Origin of the sequence: Streptomyces sedi (genome assembly GCF_006335015.1) — a bacterium.
In the GTDB taxonomy this organism is placed as follows: domain Bacteria; phylum Actinomycetota; class Actinomycetes; order Streptomycetales; family Streptomycetaceae; genus Streptomyces; species Streptomyces sedi.
Genome location: NZ_VDGT01000001.1, coordinates 656,984 through 679,922, shown reverse-complemented (window position 1 = coordinate 679,922; position 22,939 = coordinate 656,984). Strand labels below are relative to the sequence as shown.

17 protein-coding genes and 1 other RNA gene are annotated in these 22,939 nt (G+C 72.3%); 11 read left to right on the top strand and 7 right to left on the bottom strand.

The window, feature by feature from the left end; all coding sequences use genetic code 11:
• Positions 1-90: 90 nt before the first annotated feature.
• From FH715_RS02750 to FH715_RS02735, 4 genes are all read right to left on the bottom strand, one after another.
• A complete protein-coding gene (locus FH715_RS02750) occupies positions 91-1,017 on the bottom strand; it encodes a carbohydrate ABC transporter permease (protein ID WP_139640338.1) in 927 nt (308 codons plus the stop codon).
• Positions 1,014-2,312 carry a carbohydrate ABC transporter permease gene (locus FH715_RS02745; protein WP_139640337.1) on the bottom strand — a complete coding sequence of 433 codons (1,299 nt, stop codon included), beginning with the start codon at positions 2,310-2,312 and terminating at the stop codon, positions 1,014-1,016. Before FH715_RS02745 ends, FH715_RS02750 begins: the two co-directional genes overlap by 4 nt.
• A 20-nt stretch (positions 2,313-2,332) precedes the next feature.
• Complete coding sequence (locus FH715_RS02740) at positions 2,333-3,706, bottom strand: ABC transporter substrate-binding protein (protein WP_139640336.1); 1,374 nt, start codon at positions 3,704-3,706, stop codon at positions 2,333-2,335.
• Positions 3,707-4,107: 401 nt separating this feature from the next.
• Positions 4,108-6,753: an FHA domain-containing protein gene (locus FH715_RS02735; protein ID WP_139640424.1), complete on the bottom strand. Its 2,646-nt coding sequence runs from the start codon at positions 6,751-6,753 to the stop codon at positions 4,108-4,110.
• A 533-nt stretch (positions 6,754-7,286) separates the two neighbouring features.
• On the opposite strand from FH715_RS02735, the gene FH715_RS02730 reads away from it, so the two are divergent.
• The 4 genes from FH715_RS02730 to FH715_RS02715 all read left to right on the top strand — a co-directional run bounded on the left by FH715_RS02730 (position 7,287) and on the right by FH715_RS02715 (position 12,659).
• Positions 7,287-8,990, top strand: coding sequence for a serine/threonine-protein kinase (locus FH715_RS02730; RefSeq protein ID WP_139640335.1), 1,704 nt, complete (start codon positions 7,287-7,289; stop codon positions 8,988-8,990).
• A 197-nt stretch (positions 8,991-9,187) separates the two neighbouring features.
• Positions 9,188-10,477 carry a serine/threonine-protein kinase gene (locus tag FH715_RS02725; RefSeq protein WP_139640334.1) on the top strand — a complete coding sequence of 430 codons (1,290 nt, stop codon included), beginning with the start codon at positions 9,188-9,190 and terminating at the stop codon, positions 10,475-10,477.
• A gap of 67 nt (positions 10,478-10,544) precedes the next feature.
• Positions 10,545-11,651, top strand: a complete 1,107-nt coding sequence (gene prfB / locus FH715_RS02720; RefSeq protein ID WP_139640333.1) for a peptide chain release factor 2 — start codon at positions 10,545-10,547, stop codon at positions 11,649-11,651.
• A 270-nt stretch (positions 11,652-11,921) separates the two neighbouring features.
• A complete protein-coding gene (locus tag FH715_RS02715) occupies positions 11,922-12,659 on the top strand; it encodes an LPXTG cell wall anchor domain-containing protein (protein ID WP_170184603.1) in 738 nt (245 codons plus the stop codon).
• 135 nt (positions 12,660-12,794) lie between these two features.
• Here FH715_RS02715 and FH715_RS02710 read toward each other — a convergent pair whose 3' ends face one another.
• Positions 12,795-12,989 (bottom strand): hypothetical protein, encoded by a 195-nt coding sequence (locus FH715_RS02710; RefSeq protein WP_139640331.1) that lies wholly within the window; start codon positions 12,987-12,989, stop codon positions 12,795-12,797.
• A 262-nt stretch (positions 12,990-13,251) separates the two neighbouring features.
• On the opposite strand from FH715_RS02710, the gene ftsE reads away from it, so the two are divergent.
• From ftsE to FH715_RS02680, 6 genes are all read left to right on the top strand, one after another.
• Complete coding sequence (gene ftsE / locus FH715_RS02705) at positions 13,252-13,941, top strand: cell division ATP-binding protein FtsE (protein ID WP_097233260.1); 690 nt, start codon at positions 13,252-13,254, stop codon at positions 13,939-13,941.
• A gap of 21 nt (positions 13,942-13,962) precedes the next feature.
• Positions 13,963-14,871 (top strand): permease-like cell division protein FtsX, encoded by a 909-nt coding sequence (ftsX, locus tag FH715_RS02700; protein ID WP_139640330.1) that lies wholly within the window; start codon positions 13,963-13,965, stop codon positions 14,869-14,871.
• Between the two features lie 79 nt (positions 14,872-14,950).
• The gene (locus tag FH715_RS02695) at positions 14,951-16,105 is read left to right on the top strand and encodes a S41 family peptidase (protein WP_139640329.1); all 1,155 of its coding nucleotides are present in this window, start codon (positions 14,951-14,953) and stop codon (positions 16,103-16,105) included.
• 53 nt (positions 16,106-16,158) lie between these two features.
• Complete coding sequence (gene smpB / locus FH715_RS02690; RefSeq protein WP_097233263.1) at positions 16,159-16,638, top strand: SsrA-binding protein SmpB; 480 nt, start codon at positions 16,159-16,161, stop codon at positions 16,636-16,638.
• A 134-nt stretch (positions 16,639-16,772) separates the two neighbouring features.
• Positions 16,773-17,141: a transfer-messenger RNA gene (gene ssrA / locus FH715_RS02685) on the top strand.
• Positions 17,142-17,378: 237 nt separating this feature from the next.
• Positions 17,379-19,253, top strand: coding sequence for a penicillin-binding transpeptidase domain-containing protein (locus FH715_RS02680; RefSeq protein ID WP_139640328.1), 1,875 nt, complete (start codon positions 17,379-17,381; stop codon positions 19,251-19,253).
• Positions 19,254-19,325: 72 nt separating this feature from the next.
• On the opposite strand, the gene FH715_RS02675 is transcribed toward FH715_RS02680, so the two are convergent.
• Positions 19,326-20,345 carry a helix-turn-helix domain-containing protein gene (locus tag FH715_RS02675; RefSeq protein WP_246108502.1) on the bottom strand — a complete coding sequence of 340 codons (1,020 nt, stop codon included), beginning with the start codon at positions 20,343-20,345 and terminating at the stop codon, positions 19,326-19,328.
• Positions 20,346-20,377: 32 nt separating this feature from the next.
• Positions 20,378-21,286, bottom strand: coding sequence for a helix-turn-helix transcriptional regulator (locus FH715_RS02670; protein WP_246108501.1), 909 nt, complete (start codon positions 21,284-21,286; stop codon positions 20,378-20,380).
• 413 nt (positions 21,287-21,699) lie between these two features.
• Here FH715_RS02670 and FH715_RS02665 point away from each other — a divergent pair, with 413 nt between their 5' ends.
• Positions 21,700-22,932, top strand: a complete 1,233-nt coding sequence (locus FH715_RS02665) for an ATP-grasp domain-containing protein (protein WP_139640326.1) — start codon at positions 21,700-21,702, stop codon at positions 22,930-22,932.
• Positions 22,933-22,939: the final 7 nt, after the last annotated feature.

Below are 22,939 nucleotides of genomic sequence, written 5' to 3'. Positions count from 1 at the left end.
CGGCCGTTCGAGGCCCCCGGGGCGCGCGCCGTGCGGCCCGCGCCCCGCGTTCACCCCTTCACGACGAGGCTCTCCTCACCGCGCCGGCGTTCACTTCACCGCGCCGGCCATCACGCCGGAGACGAACTGCCGCTGGAAGGCGAAGAAGATCGCCAGCGGGATCAGCATCGTCAGGAAGGCGCCGGGCGCCAGCACGTCGAAGTTGCTGCCGAACTGCCGCATCTCCTGCTGGAGCGCCACCGTCATCGGCGGCGAGCCGGCGTCGGCGAAGATCAACGCGACCAGCATGTCGTTCCAGACCCACATGAACTGGAAGATGGCCAGCGCCGCGATCGCCGGGCCGCCCAACGGCAGCACCACCCGGAAGAACAGCCGGAGCTCGCCCGCGCCGTCCAGCCGCGCGGCCTCCAACAGCTCCCGTGGGATCTCGGCGAAGAAGTTCCGCAACAGGAAGATCGCGAACGGCAGGCCGAACGCCGAGTGGAACAGCACCACCCCGGCCGTGGTCTCGAAGATCCCCAGCGTGTTGAAGAGCCGCGCCACCGGGATCAGCGCCACCTGGATCGGCACCACCAGCAGGCCGACGACGACCAGGAACACCCAGTCGCGGCCGGGGAAGTCCATCCAGGCGAAGGCGTAGGCCGCCAGCGCCCCCACCACGACGACCAGCGCCGTCGCCGGCAGGGTGATCGCGACGGTGGTCCACACCGAGCCGGTGAACTTCTCGTTGCCCAGCAGGCTGTCGTAGTTGCTGAAGCTCCACTGGCCCGGGTCGGTCAGCGCCTCCCACCAGCCGGTGGAGGCGATGTCCCGCGGATCGCGGAACGACGAGACGAGCAGCCCGGCGGTGGGCAGCAGCCACAGGACGCCGACCACCACCAGGACGACCCGCACCACCGAGCCGGAGGCGAGGGAGGCGAGGCGTTCGCCCCAGGGGCGGCGCGGCGGGCCCGCGGCGGCCGAGGCCGGCGGGTCCGCCGGGTCGGGTACGTGTGCGGTCTTGGTGGGAGCGGTCACCGCTGGTTCTCCCGTCGCAGCCTGCGCAGGTTGACGATCATCACCGGCACCACGAGCAGCAGCAGGAACACCGCGATCGCGCTGCCCACGCCCTGGTCGGCTCCGGTGCCGAAGGAGGACAGATAGAGCTGGAGCGCCAGGACGTTGGCGTCCGCCTGGCTGGAGCTTGGCGCGATCACATAGACCAGGTCGAAGATCTTCAACACGTTGATCATCAGCGTCACGAACACCACCCCCAGCACCGGGGCCAGCAGCGGAACGGTGATCCTGCGGAACACCTGCCACTCGCCCGCGCCGTCCACCCGGGCCGCCTCCAGGGTCTCCCTGGGCACGCTCGCCAGGCCGGCGGCTATCAGCACCATCGCGAAGCCCGCCCACATCCACACGTAGCTGGCGATGATCGCCGGGGTGACGACCTTGGGGCCCAGCCACTCGATCCCGCTGTAGCGGGAGGTGAAGTTGTCCGAGGTCAGGCGGAGTTGCGCGCCGTCCGCCTCGGCGGGCAGGGCGAAGGTGCCGTCGTCGCCGGTCCTGGCGTCGGCCACCACTTCTCCGTCCACCACCGCCTCCACCTTGACCCCGGAGAGCGCCAACTCCTCGGGGTCGATGGTGTTGTCGGCGCCCGTGCCGCCCCGGGTGAAGTCCATCCAGACCGTGCCCGACACCTCGCCCGGGCCGCCGCTCGGCGCCACGGCCGGTTCGGCGTCGGAGAGTTCGGGCTGCGGGACCGCCACCAGCGGCAGCAACGCCGGGGTGCCGGCGGTCACCGGCTCGGTGAGCAGATAGGAGCCGTCGTCCTCGACGGTCAGCGGGCCGCCGGGCCGGGGCTCGGCGTCGGGCCAGCCGCTGCTGTCGGCGAAGGTGTCGTGCACCGTCGTCACCAGGGCGTTGGCCAGACCGCGGTCCGGGTTCTGCTCGTAGACCATCCGGAAGATGATTCCGGCGGCCAGCATCGAGATCGCCATCGGCATGAAGACGACCAGCTTGAAGACCGTCGCCCAGCGGATGCGTTCGGTCAGCACCGCGAAGACCAGACCCAGCGCGGTGGCCACCGTCGGCGCCACCACGATCCAGATCAGGTTGTTCTTCAGCGCCGTCCTGATGCCGTCGTTGGTGAAGATCTCCTTGAAGTTGTCCAGGCCGACGAAGCTGTCGCCCGAAGCGTCGAACAGGCTGCGCTGGATCGAGTACCCGATGGGGTACACCACGAGCGCGCCGAGCAGCAGCAGCGCCGGGAGCAGGAAGCTCGCCGCCACCCAGGGGCGTGCCCTGATCACCGCCTTGCCGGAAGCCATGGGTTGTCAGTCTCCGTCCGTCAGTGGCCGTACGCGTCGGCGGCCTGGGACTCCAGGTACTCCTGGGCCCGTTCGATGTCCTGCGGGGCGCGCAGGAAGTTCTGAAGTCCCTGCCACATGCCCTGCCCCGTGGTGCCGCCGAACGCGGCCGGGGTCTGGTCCGACATGTCGAACCTGAAGTCGTCGCCGGCGGCGATCAGCGCCTCGGCGATGCCCCGTTGGACGTCGTTCGGGTAGACGTCGAACTCAAGGGACTTGTTGGGCGAGACGAAGCCGCCCGGCTCGGCCCAGATGGCCGCGGCGTCGGTGGAGGCCAGATAGGTGAGGAACGCCTCCTGCGCCTCGCTCATCTCGCCGTCGGGGGCGACCGCCACGGCCGCGTCACCCGCGCTGACCACCGGCGGGTCGCCGGCCCCGACCGCGGGGAACGGGAAGACCCGCGCGTCCACGCCGACCTCGGCGTCGGTGTTGTCGGTGATCACCGAGCCCACGAAGTCCGCCTCGAAGACCATCCCGGCGTCCGGGGTGGTGAGGTTGGAGAACGTGTTGGTGACGGAGGTCGGGAAGTCCGTCTGGAGCGAACCGCGCTGGCCGCCCAGCAACAGCCGGCCCTCGCCGAAGAGTTCGCCGAGCGTGGTCAGCGCCTCGGTGACGCTCTCGTCGGTCCAGGGGATCTCGTGCGCGGCGAGCCGGTCGTACATCTCGGGGCCGGCCTGGGAGAGATAGATGTTCTCGAACCAGTCGGTGAGCGTCCAGCCGTCGCCGCCGGCCACGGAGACCGGCGTGGTGCCCGACTCCCAGACGGTCCAGGCGGTGTCGACGAACGCGTCCCAGGTGTCGGGCGCCTCGACGCCCGCGTAGTCGAAGGCCGTCGAGCTGTACCAGACCAGCGACTTGTTGGCGGCCTTGACATAGACCCCGTAGAGGTCGCCGTCGCCGCCGGCGGCCAACTGCTGCCAGCCCTCGGTGTAGTTGGCGTCGAGCTGCGCCCGGGTGGTCTCCCCGAGCGGCGCTATCCAGCCGTTGTCCGCGAACTCCCGCAGCACACCCGGCTGCGGCACCATCACGACGTCGGGCGGCGCGCCGCCCTCGATCTTGGTGCCGACGAACTGGGAGACGTTGTCCCCGCTGGGTACCACCGTGACCGAGGCACCGGTGCGGCGTTCGAACTCCTCCGCCACCCGCACGAAGTTGTCCCGCTCGGCGCCGGTCCACACCGCGCCGACCTCCAGTGACTCCCCGTTCAGGTCGGGGAGTTCGACGGTGGGGTCCCGATGCGCCGCTTCGCCCTCCTCCTCGCTGCCACAGGCCGACAGGGCAAGGGCCGTGGTGGCCACCACGGCTGCCGTCGCCCGTTTCACTCTCCGGCCTGGGCTTGGGCCCGAACCGCGCATGAACACCGCCTCAATCCTGGATGCGGCAACCCCCGTCTGCGCAGGGCCTGCCACGCCGCACGTCCCTACGCCGCATGTTCCTACGCGCTGTCCGGTATCCGATCAAGACGGAGGTGAGCGCCGGGGGCCTTTGTGATGGTGCTGTAACGTCCCGCGCGGACAATGCGGGGCCAAAGCGCCAGGGGGTGCTCCGGTGGCCTGAAGTGGGCGTTGCGATGACGTGCCGGACTACCGCAACGACCTGCGGCGAAACCGGTCAGGACCGTCGGCGCGGACCGGGCGGAACTGGCCGGAATCAGACCCCCGGTGTCGGGCGGTCTCGTGCGGTACCGGGGAGTCCCGTGCGGTCCCGAGCGTTCCCGAGCGGTCCGGTCGGGTCTCGTGCGTTCTGGTGGGAGGGGTCAGACGGGGGTGGCCGAGGCCGACTCCTTCGGGGAGGCGGCGCGCGCCGCCGCGCTCGCCAGCAGGGCGATGTCGGTCGGGCCGTTCCCCAACTCGCGGACCGGACGGCGGGCCGGCGGGTCGCCGAGCCGCGCCCAGTCGAGCCGGGTCACGGTCGGGCGGAGCGTCGCCGTGCGCGGGATGCGGCCCGTGATGCGGCCGGCCTGCGTGGGCGCACGGCCGCCGTCCACCGTGCGCAGCTCGCCGCGGCCGGGAGGCGCCCCGGTCAGCACGAGCCGGGCGGCCACCGCCAGCCGCAGCGGGTCCTCGCCGGCCGGCGGCCCGCCGGCCAGCACCAGCCGCACCCCGAGCGCCGGGCCCTCCCGGCGCACCGCGTCCAGCGCCCGCATCATCGAGCCCGCCGCCTGCCGCCCGGGGGCGCCCAACGGCGGGGAGACCAGCGCCGGCAGGTCGTCCACCAGCACCACCAGCCAGGGCAGCGGCGCGCTGCCCCGCGCACGCATCGGCGGCTCGGGCTCCTGGCCCGCCGCCTCCCCTCCGCTGCGCGGCGCGACCACGCGGCCCTCGCCCAACTCCCCGGCGGCCGGCGTCAGTCCCTCGCCGAAGCCGCGACGCGGATCGAACGAGGTGCCACCCAGCAGCAGCGCCCTTCGCTTCAACTCGCCGCGCAGCGCCTGCGCGAACGCCCTGATCCGCACCGGGTCCGTCGCCCCGACATGCGAGGCGACCTGCGGCAGCTCGGCCGACGCCGCCAGTCCCTCGCCCTCGCCCTCGACCAGCAGCAGCGACAGCTCACGCGGGCCGAGCGTCGCGGCGAGCGAGGCCGCCAGCGCGTTCAACGTCTCGGTGCGGCCGGAGCGCGGACCGCCCTCGACCAGCAGCGGCACCCGGGAACCGCCCAGGCCGAACGAGACCGGCCCCCGCTCGCCGGCCCCGAGCACCAGCGGCAGCCCGGTGCCCCCTGCCCAGCGCCGCCGCAGCGAGGCCGGGGTGACCCGGGAGAGCTCCAGCACGTCCAGCAGGCGGCAGCTCTCCGGCAGCGGAGCCGTCCCCGGCTGGGCGCCGCCCGCGCCACCCACGCCCTCCTCGCGCAACGGCGCCAGCGCGCGGGCGAAGCGCTCGACCCACGCGGGCGAGACCGCGTCGGCGCTGGCCGCGGGGCCAGGTCTGCCGTCGGGACCCACCAGCCGGACCGCCGTGGCCATCGCGCCGCTGAGCAGGCCGACCGAGCCGCAGGCGGCGAAGGCCGGGGACGCCGACCGCGCGGCGCCCAGCGTCTCGGCGACGGGGGAGGAGGGGGTGGCCGGCGGCGTCTCGGCCAGGCAGAGCAGATGGACCCCGGTGGCCGGGCCCTCGACGGCCAGCCGCGCCAGCCGCTGGGCGGCGGCCGGCGAAAGCCCGCCGTCCACCAGCACCACCGAGCGCCTGGCCGGCGAGCGGCCCTCGCCCGGCGCCTCGATCTCGGTCAACTCCCTCAGCCTGGCCGCCACCTGCTCCTCGTCGAAGCCCAGCAGCAGCCGGCAGTCCTGGCCGCGCGCCGGGCGGGTGTGCGGCAGCCAGCCGAGCCAGGACCACTCGGCGGCCCGGCCGGGGGCCAGCACCACCAGCTCCAGCGCGCTCGGCGGGTGGAGCGCCGCCAGCTGCGCCAGCACGGCGCGGGCCAGCCCGGCGATCCGCTCACGCGGCCCCGCCAGGCCGAGCGATCCCACGGCCGGCAGGCTGACGGTGACCGGCGGCAGCCCGTCGGCGGGGCTCTGCGCCGTGCCCAGCCTTATCCCGTAGGCGTCCCGGCTGCCCGCGCGGCGCTCCCAGAGCCGGGGTCCCGACTCGACGGCCAGCAGCAGCAGAGCGGCCAGATCCGGCCAACGCGACTCCTCGGCGGGCGCGACCCTGGGCACCCGCTCGGCCGCGACCGGCTCCGGCGGGGCCTCCTCGGGGCGCCCGGAGGCGCGGCGCCCCCAGCCCACGCGGCGCTGCACCCGGGTCGGCGGCGGCTCGGGCGGCGGGCCCGAGGCCCCACCCCGGCGGTCGGGCGCCGCGCCCGGCGCCGGCTGCCCGCCGAGCGCCGGCGCCGCCGGCCGCTCCGCGGCGGTCAGCACCCGGAGGGCCGACTCGCCGAGCCGCAGTATCCCGCCGGACGGGAGCGCCACGGGGTGCTCCCGCACCGGGCGGCCGTCCAGCCAGGTGCCGTTGGTCGAGCCGAGGTCGGCGACGGTGATCGTGCCGTCGGGGGACAGCGTCAGGGCGCAGTGCAGCCGGGAGACGTCCGGGTCGTCCAGCGGGATGTCGGTGTCGGCCGAGCGGCCGATGGTGGCCGTGCCGCCGCGCAGCAGATGGACCCCGCCCGCGTCGGGCCCCGAGGCGACCAGCAGCCGCGCCGGCACCGGCTCCGCGCCCGGCCCCTCCAGCGGCCGGTGCAGCGAGAGGACCGCGCCGTCGACCAGCGGGGGCTGCCCCAGCTGGCTGAGCGCCGGGTCCAGCCTGCGGTCCTCGCAGTAGACGGCGCCCGGCGTCGATCCCCCGGGCGTGACCACGCTGGCCAACGAGCCGACGACGGCGGAGAGCGGGGTGCCGGCGGGGGCGGTGACGGTCACGTCGACGCCGTCGGCAACGCCGGGCCCGAGAACGGTCACCCTGATCTGAATCGGCATCGCGGCCCTCCCGGTCACTCCCGGCTGTCATGTCCCGACCCGCGGGGATGCGGATGATGCTGGTGGCATCCTCGCACCCGTCACTGACAGCGGAACGCGCATCTGATGCTTAATGATCTTGATTGGCTATATCTGACCAGATCTGATCGGTCGTTACCAGGGGCGGTCGTTACCGGGCCGCTACCGGGCCGGAACGTTCCCCAAGCCGCACGCCCGCGTTCCGCGTCCGGCCGCCCGCGTTCCGCCGGAACCGGGAGGTGCCACTCGGCCCCCATCATCCACCTGCCGCCCCGCCACCCCCGCGCGCCCCCTCCGCGGAACCGCGCGCGATCACTCGGACGCGCCCCCGCCGACCGCCCTCTCACGCCCCGGCCCCGCCGACCGCACGCAACCGACCCGGCGGGCGCCGCGTCCCACCCGGCAGTGCCCGGGGCGAGGCCCCGATGTCACCCGGTGGCACTACAGTGCGGCACTACAGTAGGTGTCTCGGGACACGTGACCATTCAGCGAAGCATCAGGGAGCCAGCGTGCGGCCGGTAGGCAGCAAGTACCTGCTTGACGAGCCGCTCGGACGCGGCGCCACCGGCACCGTCTGGCGCGGGCGCCAGCGCGAGGTCGCCGGCTCGGAGGCCGCCGTCCAGGGGGAGCCGGGCGAGCTGGTCGCGATCAAGGTCCTCAAGGAGGAGCTGGCCCACGACCCCGACGTGGTGATGCGCTTCCTGCGCGAGCGCTCCGTGCTGCTGCGGCTGGCCGCCGCCAACCACGGCAACATCGTCCGCACCCGCGACCTGGTCGTCGAGGGCGAGGTGATAGCCCTGGTGATGGACCTGATCGACGGCCCCGACCTGCACCGTCACCTCTACGAGAACGGCCCGATGACGCCGGTCGGCGCCGCCCTCCTCACCGCACAGATCGCCGACGCCCTCGCCGCCGCGCACGGCAAGGGCATCGTCCACCGCGACCTGAAGCCGGCCAACGTGCTGCTCGCCGGCGGCCAGGACGGACAGCCGCTGCGCCCGATGCTCACCGACTTCGGCATCGCCCGCCTCGCGGACTCTCCCGGGGTCACCAGGGCGCACGAGTTCGTCGGCACCCCTTCCTATGTGGCGCCCGAGTCCGCCGAGGGCCGCGAGCAGACCTCGGCCGTCGACGTCTACGGCGCCGGCATCCTGCTCTACGAACTGATCGTCGGACAGCCGCCGTTCGGCGGGGGAAACACCCTCCAGGTCCTCCAGCGCCACATCAGCGAGCAGCCGCACCGCCCCGACGGGGTCCCCGGCCCGCTGTGGACCGTCATCGACCGCTGCCTGCGCAAGTCGCCCGACGAACGCCCCTCCGCGGCCAACGTGGCCCGCGCGCTGCGCGCCGTCGCCGCCGGCATCAACGAGAACGCCACCCCGGACCAGCGCAACGCGGCGCTCGGCGTCGGTGCCCTGCTGCTCCCCGAGTCCTCGCCGGTCCGCGTCCCCGGCACCGGGATCAGCCCGGAGGGCTCCGCCGAGCCCACCCAGGTCATGCCGGGCGGCTCGCGCGGCGCCCCGGACACGGGCGGCGACGCCGACTCCGAGGCCGCGACCAACGTCATGCCCAGCGTCGGCGCCGACGGCGGCCGGAGCGACGGCCTCGGCGACACCCGCTCCCTGCCCGCCCAGCCGCCCACGCCGCCCGAGCCCGAGGGGCCGCACCCGTGGGGCGACCAGATGCGCGCCGCCAGGGACCGCAACGAGCCCACCCGCGTCCAGCCGGTCCAGGAGCCGCAGGACCCGCTCCACCGGCAGCCGCAGCGCCAGCCCCAGCGGCGCCCCCAGCGCCGGCCTCAGCAGCGGCAGCCCCAGCAGCCGCCCCAGCCGCGGCCGGACCCCTACGGTTACCCTCCGCAACAACAGCAGCAGCGCTACCAGCCGCCGCCGCAGCAGTACCAGCGGCCCGTTCCGCCGCCCTACCAGGAGCCCCAGCCGCGTCAGGACCGCGAGCCGCGCGGCCGTTCCCGCGGCGCCAACCCGATGCGGATTCCCGGGCTCGGCTGCCTCAAGGGCTGCCTCTTCATGCTGCTCATTCTCGTCGTGATCGGTTTTCTCATCTGGAACTTCACGCCGCTTCAGGACTGGATCGCCGACGGCCGGAGTTTCTGGGACACCGTCACCGACTGGTTCGACGACGTGCGGGAAAAGCTCGGGCTGATCGAGGAGGCGCAGCAGGGCGTCGAAGACCTCCAGGACAACGTTCCCTGAGGGGAGTGAAGCGGAGTGAATGGAGGCCCCGCTTCCGTTCGTTGGTGAATCCCGATCACCTTCGCGGCGCAACTCGTCGATGATCTCGGTGATTTATCGACTTCCCATCAGGAATTTCGTCCGGGACATGCCGGTAAACCGGGACAATCCCGGCGTGCTGTCCTGTGTCGCGCGGAGTGGCGACGTAGCCTCACGCCATGGCACGGAACATCGGCAGCCACTACACCGCCCACCGTGTGCTCGGCCGCGGCAGCGCCGGAACGGTGTGGCTCGGGGAGGGCCCGGAAGGCCCGGTCGCGATCAAGCTCCTGCGGGAGGACCTCGCCGCCGACCCCGACCTCGCCGAGCGCTTCGCCCATGAACGGCACGCGCTCCTCGGCCTGGAACACCCGCACATCGTGGGCGTGCGCGAACTGCTGGTCCCCGAGGAACAGGCGGGCGAGGGCGGCGAGATCGCCCTGGTCATGGACCTGGTGCGCGGGCCCGACCTGCGCACCCACCTCGCCAGGGAGCGCCGGCTGGCCCCGGCCGAGGCGGCGGCCGTCGTCGCCGGCATCGCCAGCGGCCTCGCCGTCGCGCACGCCGCCGGCATCGTGCACCGCGACGTCAAGCCGGAGAACATCCTGCTCGACACCTCGGGCGAGCGCCCGCACGCGCTGCTCACCGACTTCGGCGTCGCCAAGCTGATCGACGAGCCGCGCCACGGCGGGAAGTCCGGGGTCGTCGGCACCCCCGACTACATGGCCCCCGAGATCGTCGAGGGCCTGCCGCCCCGCGCCTCCGTGGACATCTACGCCCTGGTCACCGTCCTCTACGAACTCCTCTCCGGCTTCACCCCGTTCGGCGGCGGTCACCCGGGCGCCGTGCTGCGCCGGCAGGTCACCGAGCAGGTGGCGCCGCTGCCCGGGCTGCCGGACGAGCTGGGGGAGCTGATCCAGCAGTGCCTGGCCAAGGCGCCGGCCTCCCGGCTGCGTGCCGCCGAACTGGCCTCGCGCCTGCGTGAGTTGCAGCCGGCGCTGGTCGGCCGCGAGCCGCTGGACCTCGGCGATCCCACGCCGGAGGAGGACCGCGGACAGCCGGCCGAGGACGAGGCCGCGCTGGCGACGGCCGCCTCGGCGCGGGCCGCCGTTCCCCTGGTGCGGGGCGCGGCGCCCGACTCCGAGCGCGTCACCCACACCCGGATGCGGGTCCCGGACGCCGACGAGCTCTCCGGCGGGGCGCGCGGGACCGCCCGCGCGCCCCGCGCGGCCGGGCAGCCGCGCGCCGGCTCGGCGCGCAACGCGACCACCCCGGGCGCCAGGCGCCGCCGCCGGCTCGCGGTGACGGTCGCCGGCGCGGCCGTGCTCGCCGCCGTGGCCGGCTGGCTGCTGCTCTCCGGCGGCGACGAGGGGGAGGGCGGCGACGGGATGGGCCCGGCGATCGTTCCCACCGTTGTCGACGAGGCCGTGGTCGAGGAGGCCGTTGTCGACGAGGCCCGAACGAGCTGAGCGCCCCCGTCCCCGGGGCGCCGTCGGGCGGCCGGGCGCCCCCGGGACCAACGGTTACGCTGGGGGGGTGGCAGTCGTCGATGTTTCCGAAGCGTTGAAGTCCCTCGCCTCCACCATGGAGTCCGTCGAGGCCGTGATCGATCTCGACCGTTTGCGGTCCGACATCGCCGAGCTTGAGGAGCAGGCGGCGGCGCCCAACCTGTGGGACGACCCGGAGAGCGCCCAGCGGGTCACCAGCCGGCTCTCGCTGCTCCAGGGCCAGCTGCGCAAGGTCGAGGAGCTGCACGGCAGGATCGACGACCTGGAGGTCCTCTTCGAGCTGGCCGAGGACGAGAGCGACGCCGACGCCCGCCGGGAGGCCGAGGACGAGCTGGCCTCCGTGCGCAAGGCCGTCGACGAGCTGGAGGTGCGCACCCTGCTCTCCGGCGAGTACGACCCGCGCGAGGCGATGGTCAGCATCCGCGCCGAGGCCGGCGGCGTCGACGCCGCGGACTTCGCCGAGCAGCTCCAGCGCATGTACCTGCGCTGGGCCGAGCGCCGCGGGTACTCGACCGAGGTGCTCGACACCTCCTACGCGGAGGAGGCGGGCATCAAGTCCACGACCTTCACCGTCAAGGCCCCCTACGCCTACGGCACCCTCTCCGTCGAGCAGGGCACCCACCGGATGGTGCGGATCTCGCCGTTCGACAACCAGGGGCGGCGCCAGACCTCGTTCGCCGGCGTCGAGGTGCTGCCCGTGGTGGAGCAGACCGACCACATCGAGGTCCCGGAGAACGAGATCCGGGTGGACGTCTTCCGCTCCTCGGGACCCGGCGGCCAGTCGGTCAACACCACGGACTCCGCGGTCCGGCTGACCCACCTGCCGACCGGCATCGTCGTCTCCTGTCAGAACGAGAAGTCACAGATCCAGAACCGCGCCGCCGCGATGCGCGTTCTCCAGGCGCGGCTGCTCGCCCACCAACGGGCCGAGGAGCAGGCGAAGATGGACGCCCTCAAGGGAGACGGCGGAAACTCCTGGGGGAACCAGATGCGCAGTTACGTTCTCCAGCCGTACCAGATGGTCAAGGATCTGCGCACCGAACACGAAGTCGGAAACCCTCAGGGTGTGCTGGACGGGGATATCGACGACTTCCTCGAAGCCGGAATCCGTTGGCGTAAACAGCACGAGAAGTAACCTTCACACAACTTCTTCCCCTCGCAGGGCACTTACCGGACATCCTGCTTGACGGGGATGCGTTCAGGGGGAAGGGTGTTCACTTGGCACGCCTGTGATCCGTGGGTGCGAGTAGCGCGAGGGGCGCAAGAGCAAGGTGAACCCCAAGCGGTTCCGCCGCCCTTGCGTGAGGCTGCCCCATTCACGGGACACTGTGATGGCATCTCCGTCACATACCAAGTAGCTACAGGGGGTAGTGGATAGATGGCCAGTCCCAAGACTCGGGCCAACGTGGCGCGTATCGCCGCGGCCGCCGTCTTCGCCGCGGGTGCTTCGCTCGCCGTCGTTGGCACCGCGTCGGCAAGCAACAGCTCGGCCAAGGCGGCCGACACCTCGACGAAGGACGCCAGCATCGTCGGCGTCATCGAGGGGAGCGACGGCGGCATCGTCGGCATCGTCGAGGGCGTTACCGAGGGTGACACCGAGGGCGATGACGAGGGTTCCGTCGAGGGCGACGACCAGGGTTCCGTCGAGGGTGACACCGAGGGTGACACCGAAGGCGACGACCAGGGCAGCGTCGAGGGCGACGACCAGGGTTCCGTCGAGGGTGACGACCAGGGTTCCGTCGAGGGTGACACCGAAGGTGACACCGAGGGCGACAACGCCGGTGACAACGGCGGCGCCGAGGGTGACAACGGCGGCGACAACGGCGGCGCCGAGGGTGACAACGGCGACAACGGCGGCGACGAGGGCGGCTCCGCCTCCGGCGGCCCGCAGGGCGTTGCCGAGGGCGGCGACGGCGGCCTGGAGCCCGACACCGAGGGTGGCAGCAGCCCCATCGAGCAGGACACTCCCACCGAGGACCTGACCGACGAGGCCGCCACCGAAGAGCGCGAGGAGCTGGCCGAGACCGGTTCCTCCATGAACGAGACCCTGCTGGTCATCGGTGCTGCCACCATGATCGCCGGCGGTGTGGGCTTCCGCTACCTGCCGCGTCTCATCAACAAGGGCGGCGCCACCCCCGCCTGAACCGGCGGCAGGCGACCCTGAACCGACCCTGAATCAGGGCAACGGGCCCGGAACGCTCAGGCGTTCCGGGCCCTTCCCTCGTTCGACGTCACTTTCCCGGCCCGCGCGGACGGGTGCGGGATGCCGCGGACCCGCTCAGGCGGGCCGGGCCATCAGCCATGCCACGGCGGCCAGCCCCACCAGGAGGGCGATCAGCGCGCCCGGGTGGCCCAGCAGGTCCCAGGGGCCGCGCGTCTGCCGCAGCCGCGCCAGCTCGGCGCGGCACACCGCGCACCGCCCCTCGCTCACCCGCCCCGCGCAGTTGGCGCACACCAGCCACTCGGCGGTCATGCGATCGTCTCCTCTCGTCCCCCCGTCTCCTCCACTCTGCCAGGCGGAACGCCGGCCCGCGACGGAGAGCGGACGGCGGGCCCTCGGGATGCGGGGCGGAAGGCGTCGGGGGCGGTGGGCACCGGCGGGAGAACCCCCGCGAGTGGGGGCAAGTGGGGCGGCCACGTGGCCCGCGGAACTGCGCGGCGCGCGGCGCTTCGCGTAGGGTCTGCCGAGCAAGGGAGAACCCCTCGTCCATACCCAGTCCCGACTTGGTGTAACCGTGATTCGATTCGACAACGTCTCCAAGACCTATCCCCGGCAGCAGGCGCCGGCCCTCAGTGGCGTCTCGCTGGAGGTCGAACGTGGCGAGTTCGTCTTCCTGGTGGGCTCCTCGGGCTCGGGCAAGTCCACCTTCCTGCGGCTGCTGCTGCGGGAGGAACGCGCCAGCCAGGGCAGTGTGCACGTGCTCGGCAAGGACCTCGGCCGGCTCTCCAACTGGAAGGTGCCGCAGGTCCGCAGGCAACTCGGCACCGTCTTCCAGGACTTCCGGCTGCTGCCCAACAAGACGGTGGGCGAGAACGTCGCCTTCGCCCTTGAGGTGATCGGCAAGCCACGCGGCCAGATCCGCAAGACCGTGCCCGAGGTGCTGGACCTGGTGGGCCTCGGCGGCAAGGACGACCGGATGCCGGGCGAACTCTCCGGCGGTGAGCAGCAACGTGTCGCCATCGCCCGCGCCTTCGTCAACAGGCCGCTGCTGCTGATCGCCGACGAGCCCACGGGCAACCTGGACCCGCAGACCTCGGTCGGCATCATGAAGCTGCTCGACCGCATCAACCGCACGGGCACCACCGTGGTCATGGCGACCCACGACGCCCAGATCGTGGACCAGATGCGTAAGCGTGTGATCGAACTTGAACGCGGTCGGTTGGTGCGTGACCAGACCCGCGGTGTCTACGGCTACCAGCACTGACTCGACCACGGAAAGGACGCCATGCGCGCCCACTTCGTCCTCTCGGAGATCGGGGTCGGTCTCCGTCGGAACCTGACCATGACCTTCGCGGTGATCGTCTCGGTCGCCCTCTCCCTGGCCCTGCTCGGAGGCGCGCTGCTGGCGCGCAAGCAGGTCAACAGCATGGAGGACTACTGGTACGACCGCGTCGAGGTGTCGATCTTCCTCTGCAACGAGGTCGACGCCGAGACCGACGCCGCCTGCTCCCGTGGCCCGGCCACCGAGGAGCAGCGGGAGGAGATCGCGGCCGAGTTGGAGAGCCTGGAGCTCGTGGACACGGTCTACCACGAGAGCGCGGAGGAGGCCTACGAGCACTACCAGGAGCAGCAGAAGGACTCGCCGTTCGCCTCCGTGGTGACCCCGGAGCAGATGCAGGAGTCCCTGCGGATCAAGCTGACCGACCCCACCAAGTACGAGGTGATCTCCTCGGCCTTCGCCGGCCGGGAGGGCGTGCAGTCCGTGACGGACCAACGCTCCCTGCTGGAGAACCTGTTCAACCTGTTGAACGGCGTGAACATCGCGGCCGTGGGGCTGATGATGCTGATGCTGGTGGTGGCGGTGTTGCTGATCGTCAACACGGTGCGGGTCTCCGCGTTCAGCAGGCGCCGCGAGACCGGGATCATGCGGCTGGTCGGCGCCTCCAGCTTCTACATCCAGCTGCCCTTCATCCTGGAGGCCACGATCGCGGGGCTGATGGGCGCGCTGCTCGCGTGCTTCCTGCTGCTCGGCGTCTATCTGGGCATCGACGGCTTCCTCGCCGAACGCATCCCGGTGATCGACTTCGTCGGCTGGGACGCCGTCTTCTCGGTGCTGCCCTATGTGTTGGTGACGGGCATCGCGATGCCCGCTCTTGCAGCATTCTTCGCTTTGTACAAGTACCTGAAGGTGTGAAATCGGTGTGACGTATCCCCGGCGGTGAAGCAACTGTCAACTACCGTGCGCCCGTCGGGGATGTCCTACACTCCCCAGCATGTCTGGTCCGTCTCACCGCGGTTCGTCCCGGAGCGTCCGGCGGGGCACCGCTCTGGCGTGTGTCTTCACCGGGGTGTTGGTGACCGGAGCCGCGACCGGTTCGTGGCCGAGGGGAAACGACGAGGCGGAGGCGGCCGTACTGGCCTCCGGCTCCGGAGCGGGCCTCGGCGTCGAGGAGGCCAGGGAGTCCGCCTCAGCGGCCCTCGACGACGCCGGCCGGCTGGTCAGCCGCAGCGGCGACCGCTGGGCCGCGGCCTACAGCCCCGAGGAGTACGAGGCGCTGCGCCGCGGCCTTGACGGCGAGTACGTCGGCACCGGCATAGCGGTACTGCGCACCGCCGACGGCCGGATCGAGGTCGGCGAGGTGCACGCGGACAGCCCGGCCGAGCGCGCCGGCGTCAGGCCGGGCGACGAGATCCACACCATCGACGGCGTTCCGCTGGCCGGCGGCCCGGTGACCGACGTGGTCAGCCGGCTGCGCGGCAGCGACCGCGCCGCCGAGGCCGGCCCCGGCAGCACCGTGCTGCTCGGTATGGAACGGGACGGCGAGCGCCGGGAGTTGTCCGTGGAGCGCGCCCGGCTCGCGATCCGCAGCGTGACCGTGACCGAGGGGGACGGCTTCACCCGCGTCGAGGTGGACTCGTTCACCCGGGGCTCGGCCGCGCTGCTGAGCGAGGCGGTCGCCGAGGTCCCCGAGGGGCACGGCATCGTCGTCGACCTGCGGGGGAACGCGGGCGGGCTGCTGACCGAGGCCGCCGAGGCCGCCTCCGTCTTCCTGGACGGCGGGCTGGTCGCCACCTACGACGTGCACGGCGAGGAGCGCGCCCTGCACGCCCCGGCCGGCGGGGACACCGACACCCCGCTGGTGGTGCTGGTGGACGGCGGCACCATGAGTTCGGCCGAGATGTTCACCGGCGCGCTCCAGGACCGCAATCGAGCGGTCATCGTCGGTCACCACACCTTCGGCAAGGGAACGGTCCAGATGCCGAGCGAGCAGCCGGACGGCTCGGTCGCCGAGCTGACCGTCGGGCACTACGCGACCCCCTCCGGGCGCACCGTCGACGAGGACGGCCTCGTGCCCGACCTGCTGGTGGAGCCCGGCGCCGACGCCGAGACGGAGGCCGGGAGGGTGCTGGCCGGGCTCGGGGTGTAGGCCCGGAATATCGCTTCGGCCCGACGATCTCCGATGGGTAGACTTGGCTGGTCATGGCTAAGGAAAAGGGACGCAAGCTCATCGCGCAGAACAAGCGTGCCCGGCACGACTACCTCATTCTCGACACGTACGAGTGTGGGCTGGTGCTGACGGGCACCGAGGTCAAGTCGCTGCGCGCGGGTCGCGCCTCGCTGGTGGACGGGTTCGGCCAGATCGACGGCGCCGAGGCCTATCTGCACAACGTGCACATTCCGGAGTACGCCCAGGGCACCTGGACCAACCACAGCGCGCGGCGCAAGCGCAAGCTGCTGCTGCACCGCTCGGAGATCGACAAGCTGATCGGCAAGCTCCAGGAGAGCGGTCTCACCCTGGTGCCGCTCCAGCTCTACTTCGTCAACGGGCGGGCCAAGGTCGAGATAGCGCTGGCCAGGGGCAAGCGCGAGTACGACAAGCGGCAGACGCTGCGGGAGAAGCAGGACCGCAGGGAGGCGGAGCGCGTCATGTCGGCGGCCCGCCGCAAGCAGCGCGGCTGAGCGGGGAGCCCGGTCGAGCGCTCGGCGGGGCCGAAACGACCGGGCGTACCGCGGGGCGCCGCGCTATACTGGACGACAGAGCACGGCACGGGCCGTCGGGGACACCCGCGGCGGGCCGTTTGTCAACTCAACATGGGGATGATCGGTTTCGACAGCGAACGTCGAAGCAGGGGAAGCGAGCCGAGGAAGCGGCAATGATCTCGTTAACCATATGCCGCAAAAAAATAATCGCCAATACCAAGCGCGATTCCTTCGCCCTCGCTGCCTGAGCAGCGACCGCGAGGTGTCAGCCCGGGCTAGTTCCCGTCCCGGGTCCTGGCATCAGCTAGGGGACTCACCACCCGCCCCGGTCACGGGGGTGTGTGGGACATCACACAGTGACTGAGCCCGTCGGAGACTTGTCCGCGTGATCTCCGGGGCCGAGAAAATCGCAGCGGACTGCGCTCGGAGAAGCCCTCCTTCCACTTCGTTGGACGCGGGTTCGATTCCCGCCATCTCCACGTTTGCCCCGGACCGGGTTCCCGGTCCGGGGCTTTTCGCTGTCCCGGGGCCCGCGGGCGACAGCGGCGCGATCGCGGTGCGGGTGTGTGGCGTCCTCGCGCCGGTGCGGGGTGCTCGCGTGAGGTGCCGGCGGCCCCTCGTGGCGGCCGTGGCGCGCGGCGCCCGGGATTCCTCGGGGGGCCACCGATTGTGGGCGTAAGCCCGTCTTTTTGTCGGTGTGGGCCGGTAAGGTCGCGACCATGGCGAACAGTTGGCGTAATCAGCGGGTCACGCTCATCGGCGGCGCCGCGCTGGTGACGGTCCTCGCCGTGGTCGCGGTACTGCTGCTGCGCGGCGGCGGGGACGGCGGGGGCGAGGAGCGGGCGCGCGCGGCCACCGAGCGTTTCCTCGACGCCTGGGCCGCCGGCGAGCTGGCCGAGGCCGCGGCCGGGACCGACGACCCCGCCGCCGCCGAGTCGCTGCTGGGCTCCGTGGCGAACAACACGGCGCCCGAGGAGGTCTCCTTCGAGGTCACGGGCGCCGTCGACAAGCCGGACGGCGCCCCCGACGACGCGCGGGCGGTCGGGTTCACCGCCCACTTCACGCTGCCGGGGATCGGCGAGGTCTCCTGGGAGAGCGTCGCGCTCGCCGTTCCCGGGTCGGGCGACGAGTGGCGGCTGCGCTGGCAGTCGTCGCTGCTGCACCCGGAGTTGTCCGAGGGGCAGACCCTGGTCAACACGGTCTCCTGGCCGGAGCGCGCGCCGATCGTCACCGCCGACGAGACCACGGTCGCCGGCCCGGCCAGGGTCTGGGCGGTGAGCATATGGCCGGCCCAGCTGACCGACGAGGAGCTGGCCTGGGAGACGCTGGACGCGCTGGACGCCGGGATAGACGTCGAGGCGCTCGCCGAGCGGGTCGCCGAGGCCGAGCCGGACCAGGCGGTGCCGGTGGTCACGCTGCGGGACCAGGTCTACGCCGAGCACGCCGAGGAGCTGGTCTCCGTGCCGGGGCTCCAGTTCGCCGAGGAGGGAAGGACGTTGGCGCACGCCGCGCGCGCCGTCGTGGGCGCGGTCGACCCGGAGTCGGGGGAGGGCGTCTCGGGACTCCAGGTGCGGTACCAGGAGGTGCTGGCCGGCACGCCGGGCGCCGAGCTGGTGGTCGCGGACCGTGAGTCGGGGGAGGCGGTGGCCACGCTGGAGCGGCGCGAGGGCGAGCCGGGCAGCCCGGTCGTCACCACGCTGGACGCCGACATCCAGCGGGCGGCCGAGGAGGCGCTGGCCGAGGCGGGAAGCGACGGTTCGATCGTGGCGCTGCGGGCCTCCACGGGCGAGGTGCTGGCGGCGGCCGACACCCCGGTGGACGGCTTCGCGCGTTCCCTGGAGGGGCAGTTGGCGCCGGGATCCACCTTCAAGGTGCTGACCGCGGCGCATCTGCTGGAGAGCGGGGTCGGTGTGGAGGACCCGCTGGGGTGCCCGCGCCATGTCACGGTCAACGGGCAGCGCTTCGAGAACCAGGACGAGTTCGAGCTGGGCGACGACACCACGTTGCACGACGCCTTCGCCGCCTCGTGCAACACGGCGTTCATAGGCAACCTGGACCGCTTCGACCACGAGTCGCTGGGGCGGACGGCCGAGGCGTTCGGCATAGGGGCCACCTGGGAGGTGGGCGCGGCGACCTTCGACGGCTCGGTGCCCCCGACCGCGGAGGAGAACGAGCTGGCCGCCTCGCTGATAGGCCAACACCAGGTGCAGGCCAGCCCGCTGGCGATGGCCTCCGTCGCCGGCACGGTGGCGGCCGGCGGATTCCACCAGCCGGTGCTGGTGCCCGACGCGGTCGAGCGGCGGCACGAGGCGACGGCCGAGCTGTCCGAGGAGACGCTCCAGGCGCTCCAGGGGCTGATGCGGGACACCGTGACCGATGGCTCCGCGTCGGCGTTGGCCGACGTGCCGGGCGAGCCGCACGGCAAGACCGGCACGGCCGAGTTCACGGACGAGGACGGCGAACTCGCCACCCACGCCTGGATCATCGGCTATCTCGGCGAGGAGGACCTGGCGTTCGCCGTGGTGCTGGAGGACGGCGGTTCCGGCGGGCAGGACGCGGGCCCGGTGGCGGCCGACTTCCTCGAACGGCGCTGACGCGGCTACTGACGCGGATACGTTTCCGCGCCCCTGGCCCCGCCTCCGTCCCCGCCCCGGCCCCCGTGCCGCTCAGCTGGTGAGCCAGCCCTGGGTGGCGGCCTCGACGCCGGCCTGGAAGCGGTTGGTCGCGTTCAGCCGGGTCATCAGGTTGGCCACGACCCGGCTGACCGAGCGCGGGGAGACGCCGAGCCGGTCGGCGATCTCGTCGTTGGAGAGCCCGGCCGCCATCATCAGCAGCACGTCGCGTTCCTGGCCGATCGGCGCCGTCCCCGGGACCGGCGCGTCCTCCTCGCCCGTGCCGTCGAAGTCCAGCCCCTCGTCCCAACTGAGCTGGAAGAACTGGCTGGCGTAGTCGACCACCGAGGGGTCGCGGACCAGCGCGACGCCGGCTGCCGAGTGGCCGGGGTCGAGCGGCACCACCACCAGCTCCCCGTCGTAGATCTGCATCCGGGAGGCGAGCACCCCCGCCGTGCGGACCCGGGCCCCGGCGGCGGTGATACGGCTCACGTGGCGGGCGGTCGCCCGGTGCCGCCGCGCCCCGTGCTGGAAGAGGGAGCGGATCCGCACCCCGCGCTTCAGCAGCTCCAGGTCGAGCGGCGCCGCGGCCGACAGCGCGGCCTCGCTCTGCCCGCCGCCCGGCACCAGCGCGTCCAACGAGCTGACGCAGGTGCGGGCGAGGTCGTCGATGACGGCGCGGATGTTCTCGATGCCCTCGACCGCCTCGATGCTGGTCTTCGCGGAGCGCAGCGAGCGGGCCTCCAGATAGTCGCCGGAGAGCGCGTGCAGCCGTTCCCTGGTGGCGGCCATCGCCACCCGCTGGCGCAGGATGTCGCCCTCCATCGGGGCCAGCAGGCTCTCGGCCGCGTTCTCCGGGTTGATCGCCACCCAGCCGCCGCCCGGGGTGCGTTGCAGCAGGCCGAGCCGGGAGAGCAGCCGCTCCGCCGCCCGCACCTGGTCGGCGGTGAGGCCGGCACGTTCGGCCAACTCGGTGACGTGGTCGGTGGGATGGGCGACCCGCAGCTGGTAGATCCGCACCGTGGTGGCGTCGATCTCGCCGTCGGCCAGCACGTCGGGTTCGTGGTCGATCATCGTGCTCGGTCCCCTCCTCCCACTCCGGCCCGTCAGGACAGCCAGCCGTGCAGCGCGGCGCGCGCGCCCGCCTGGAACCGGCTGTCGGCGCCCAGGCGTTCCATCAGCCTGGCCACGATCCTGCTCACCGAGCGCGGGGACATGCCGAGTTGGTGGGCTATCGCCTCGTCCTTCTTCCCGGCGGCCATCAGCATCAGCACGTCGCGTTCGACGTCGGTCGGTTCGCTGCCGGAGCGCTGGTCCTCCTCGGCGAAGTCGATGGCGCGGTCCCAGTAGTGCTCGAAGAGCTGCTGGAGGAAGTTGAGCACGGCCGGCGCCCGCACCAGGGCCACGCCGGCGGCCGTGTGCAGCGGGTCGATCGGCAGCACCGCGCAGCTGGCGTCGTAGATCAGCATCCGGGAGGGCAGCACGCTGACGCTGCGCACCTGGGCGCCCGCGGCGATCAGGGTGCCGGCGTAGACCACGGTGGCGCGGTGTTTGCGCGCGGTGTGCTGGAAGAGCATCCGCGTCTTCACGCCGCGCTCCAGCGTCTCCAGGTCCAGCGGGGTCGCCGCGCGGATCGCGCCCTCGGGCTGGCCGCCGCCCGGCACCAGCGCGTCCAACGAGCTGACGCAGGTGCGGGCGAGGTCGTCGATGACGGCGCGGATGTTCTCGATGCCCTCGACCACCTCGATGCTGCTCTTCGCCGAGCGCATCGAGCGGGCCTCCAGGTAGTCCCCGGAGAGCGCGTGCAGCCTCGCCCTGGTGGCGGCCATGGCGATCCGTCGTTGCAGGATGTCCTGTTCGAGGGGGGCGAGTAGCGCGTCGGCCGCGCTCTCCGGCGAGATCGCCACACGTCCGCCACTCGGTGAGGTGCGCAACAGGCCGAGTGTGAAGAGGCGTTCCTCGGCGGCGATGACCTCGTCCTCGGCCAATCCGGCGCGCGTCGCGATCTGGCTCACCGAATCTGTGGGATGGATCACGCGGAGCCGGTAAACTCGGGTCGCTGCTGCGTCTATTTCGCCGGATTCGTGCACGCTCTTCTTCCTCGAACGACGTCGGCCAGCCCCTTGGCGTCAACTTGACAGGCGAGATGATGCCACAGTGACTCTATCGACTTCTCCGTGAATGCTCGTGAGCATGATTGCGCCAGCATGCCACTCATGTTCGTCTATGTGGACACGGAAGAGGGAACCCGTGAAGAAGTTTGCTCTCAGCCTTTTCGCAGCCCTTGTCGTCGCGGCTGTGTCCGGTGGAGTAGCCGCAGCTCAGGGCTCCACCGTCGAGTCCGGTTCCACCCAGGCAGCATCCCAGGCCGGGAACATCTGGGCCTGATCCGGGTCCTCGGAGGGTTCGTGTGAGCAGCGAGGCCGGCATGACCACGCCATCGAAACCGCTGGCGGTGTTGCTCAGCCCACGCCGCTCGGTGGTGGAGGCGGCCCACGCGGTCGGAGCCACCACGCTCGTTCTCGCACCCGACCTTTCGAGCCCGGAGGTCCGGGAGGCGGTGGAGGCCGCCGACGACGCGATGACCGTGGAGTGGCGCGACCACTCGCGGCTGCTGATGTCGATCGGCCACCTCGCCCACGTTCCCGCCAGGATCTCCGTCTTCGGCTTCGCCGAGGCCAGCGCCCTCGCGGCGGCTCGGGCCAACGAAGCCCTGCGCTTTCCTGGCAACCCCCATGCGGCCGTCGCGTACCTTACGGACAAGGCGGCCCTGCGCGGCAAGGTCAATCAGCTCACCGGTGCCCCCGTCCGGTTCGAGCACTGCGACCGCGCCGCGCATCTGGAAGCCGTCGCCCTGCGCGTTGGCTTCCCGTGCGTGGCCAAGCCGCGCACCGGCTTCGGCGGCCAGGACGTCCATCTGCTGCGTGATGCCGCGGACGCGGCGTTCCTGGCCGCCGGGCTGCCGCCGGAACCTGCGCTGATCGTCGAGGAGTTCCTGGAAGGACCCGAGTACAGCGTGGTGGCCCACTCCCTGGCCGGCACGCACACCGTCCTGGTGATCTCCAGGCGGTACACCTCCGGCGTGCCGGAGGGCAGGGAGACCGGCTACGACCTGCCGGCGGAGCTGGACCGGGACACCACCCGCCAGATCCACCAGCTGGTCGTCGCCACGCTCAACACCGCCGGCCACCGCAGCGGCCCCTCACAGACCGAGGTGATACTGACCTCGGCGGGGCCTCGACTGGTCGAGTCCCACGCCCACCCGGGCGAGGACCGGCTCAGCGAACTGCTGCTGCTGGCCGAGGGAACGGACCTCGAAGCCCTGGCCCTCTCCGCCGCGCTCGGTCTTCCCCAACCCGCCGGCCGGACCCGCGAACGTTTCGCCGGTCTCCGTCAACTGCGCCTGCCCCCCGGCGCGTTGGTCACGGTCGAAGGGATGGGCGAGGCACTGGCGCTGCCGGGAGTCACGGACGTCGAGATCTCCGTCCCGCCGGGCGGTCATGTTCCGGAGACCACCAGCCGGGTCGCCGGACATGGCTGCGTCATCGCCGTGGCGGACGCGCCGTGTGAGCTGGAGGCCGTACTCCGCAAGGCCCAGGACGTCCTGCGGCCCGTCGTGCTCCCCGTGTCCGCGAACGAGGAGGAGCACACTGCTGCCTGAGCTGTCC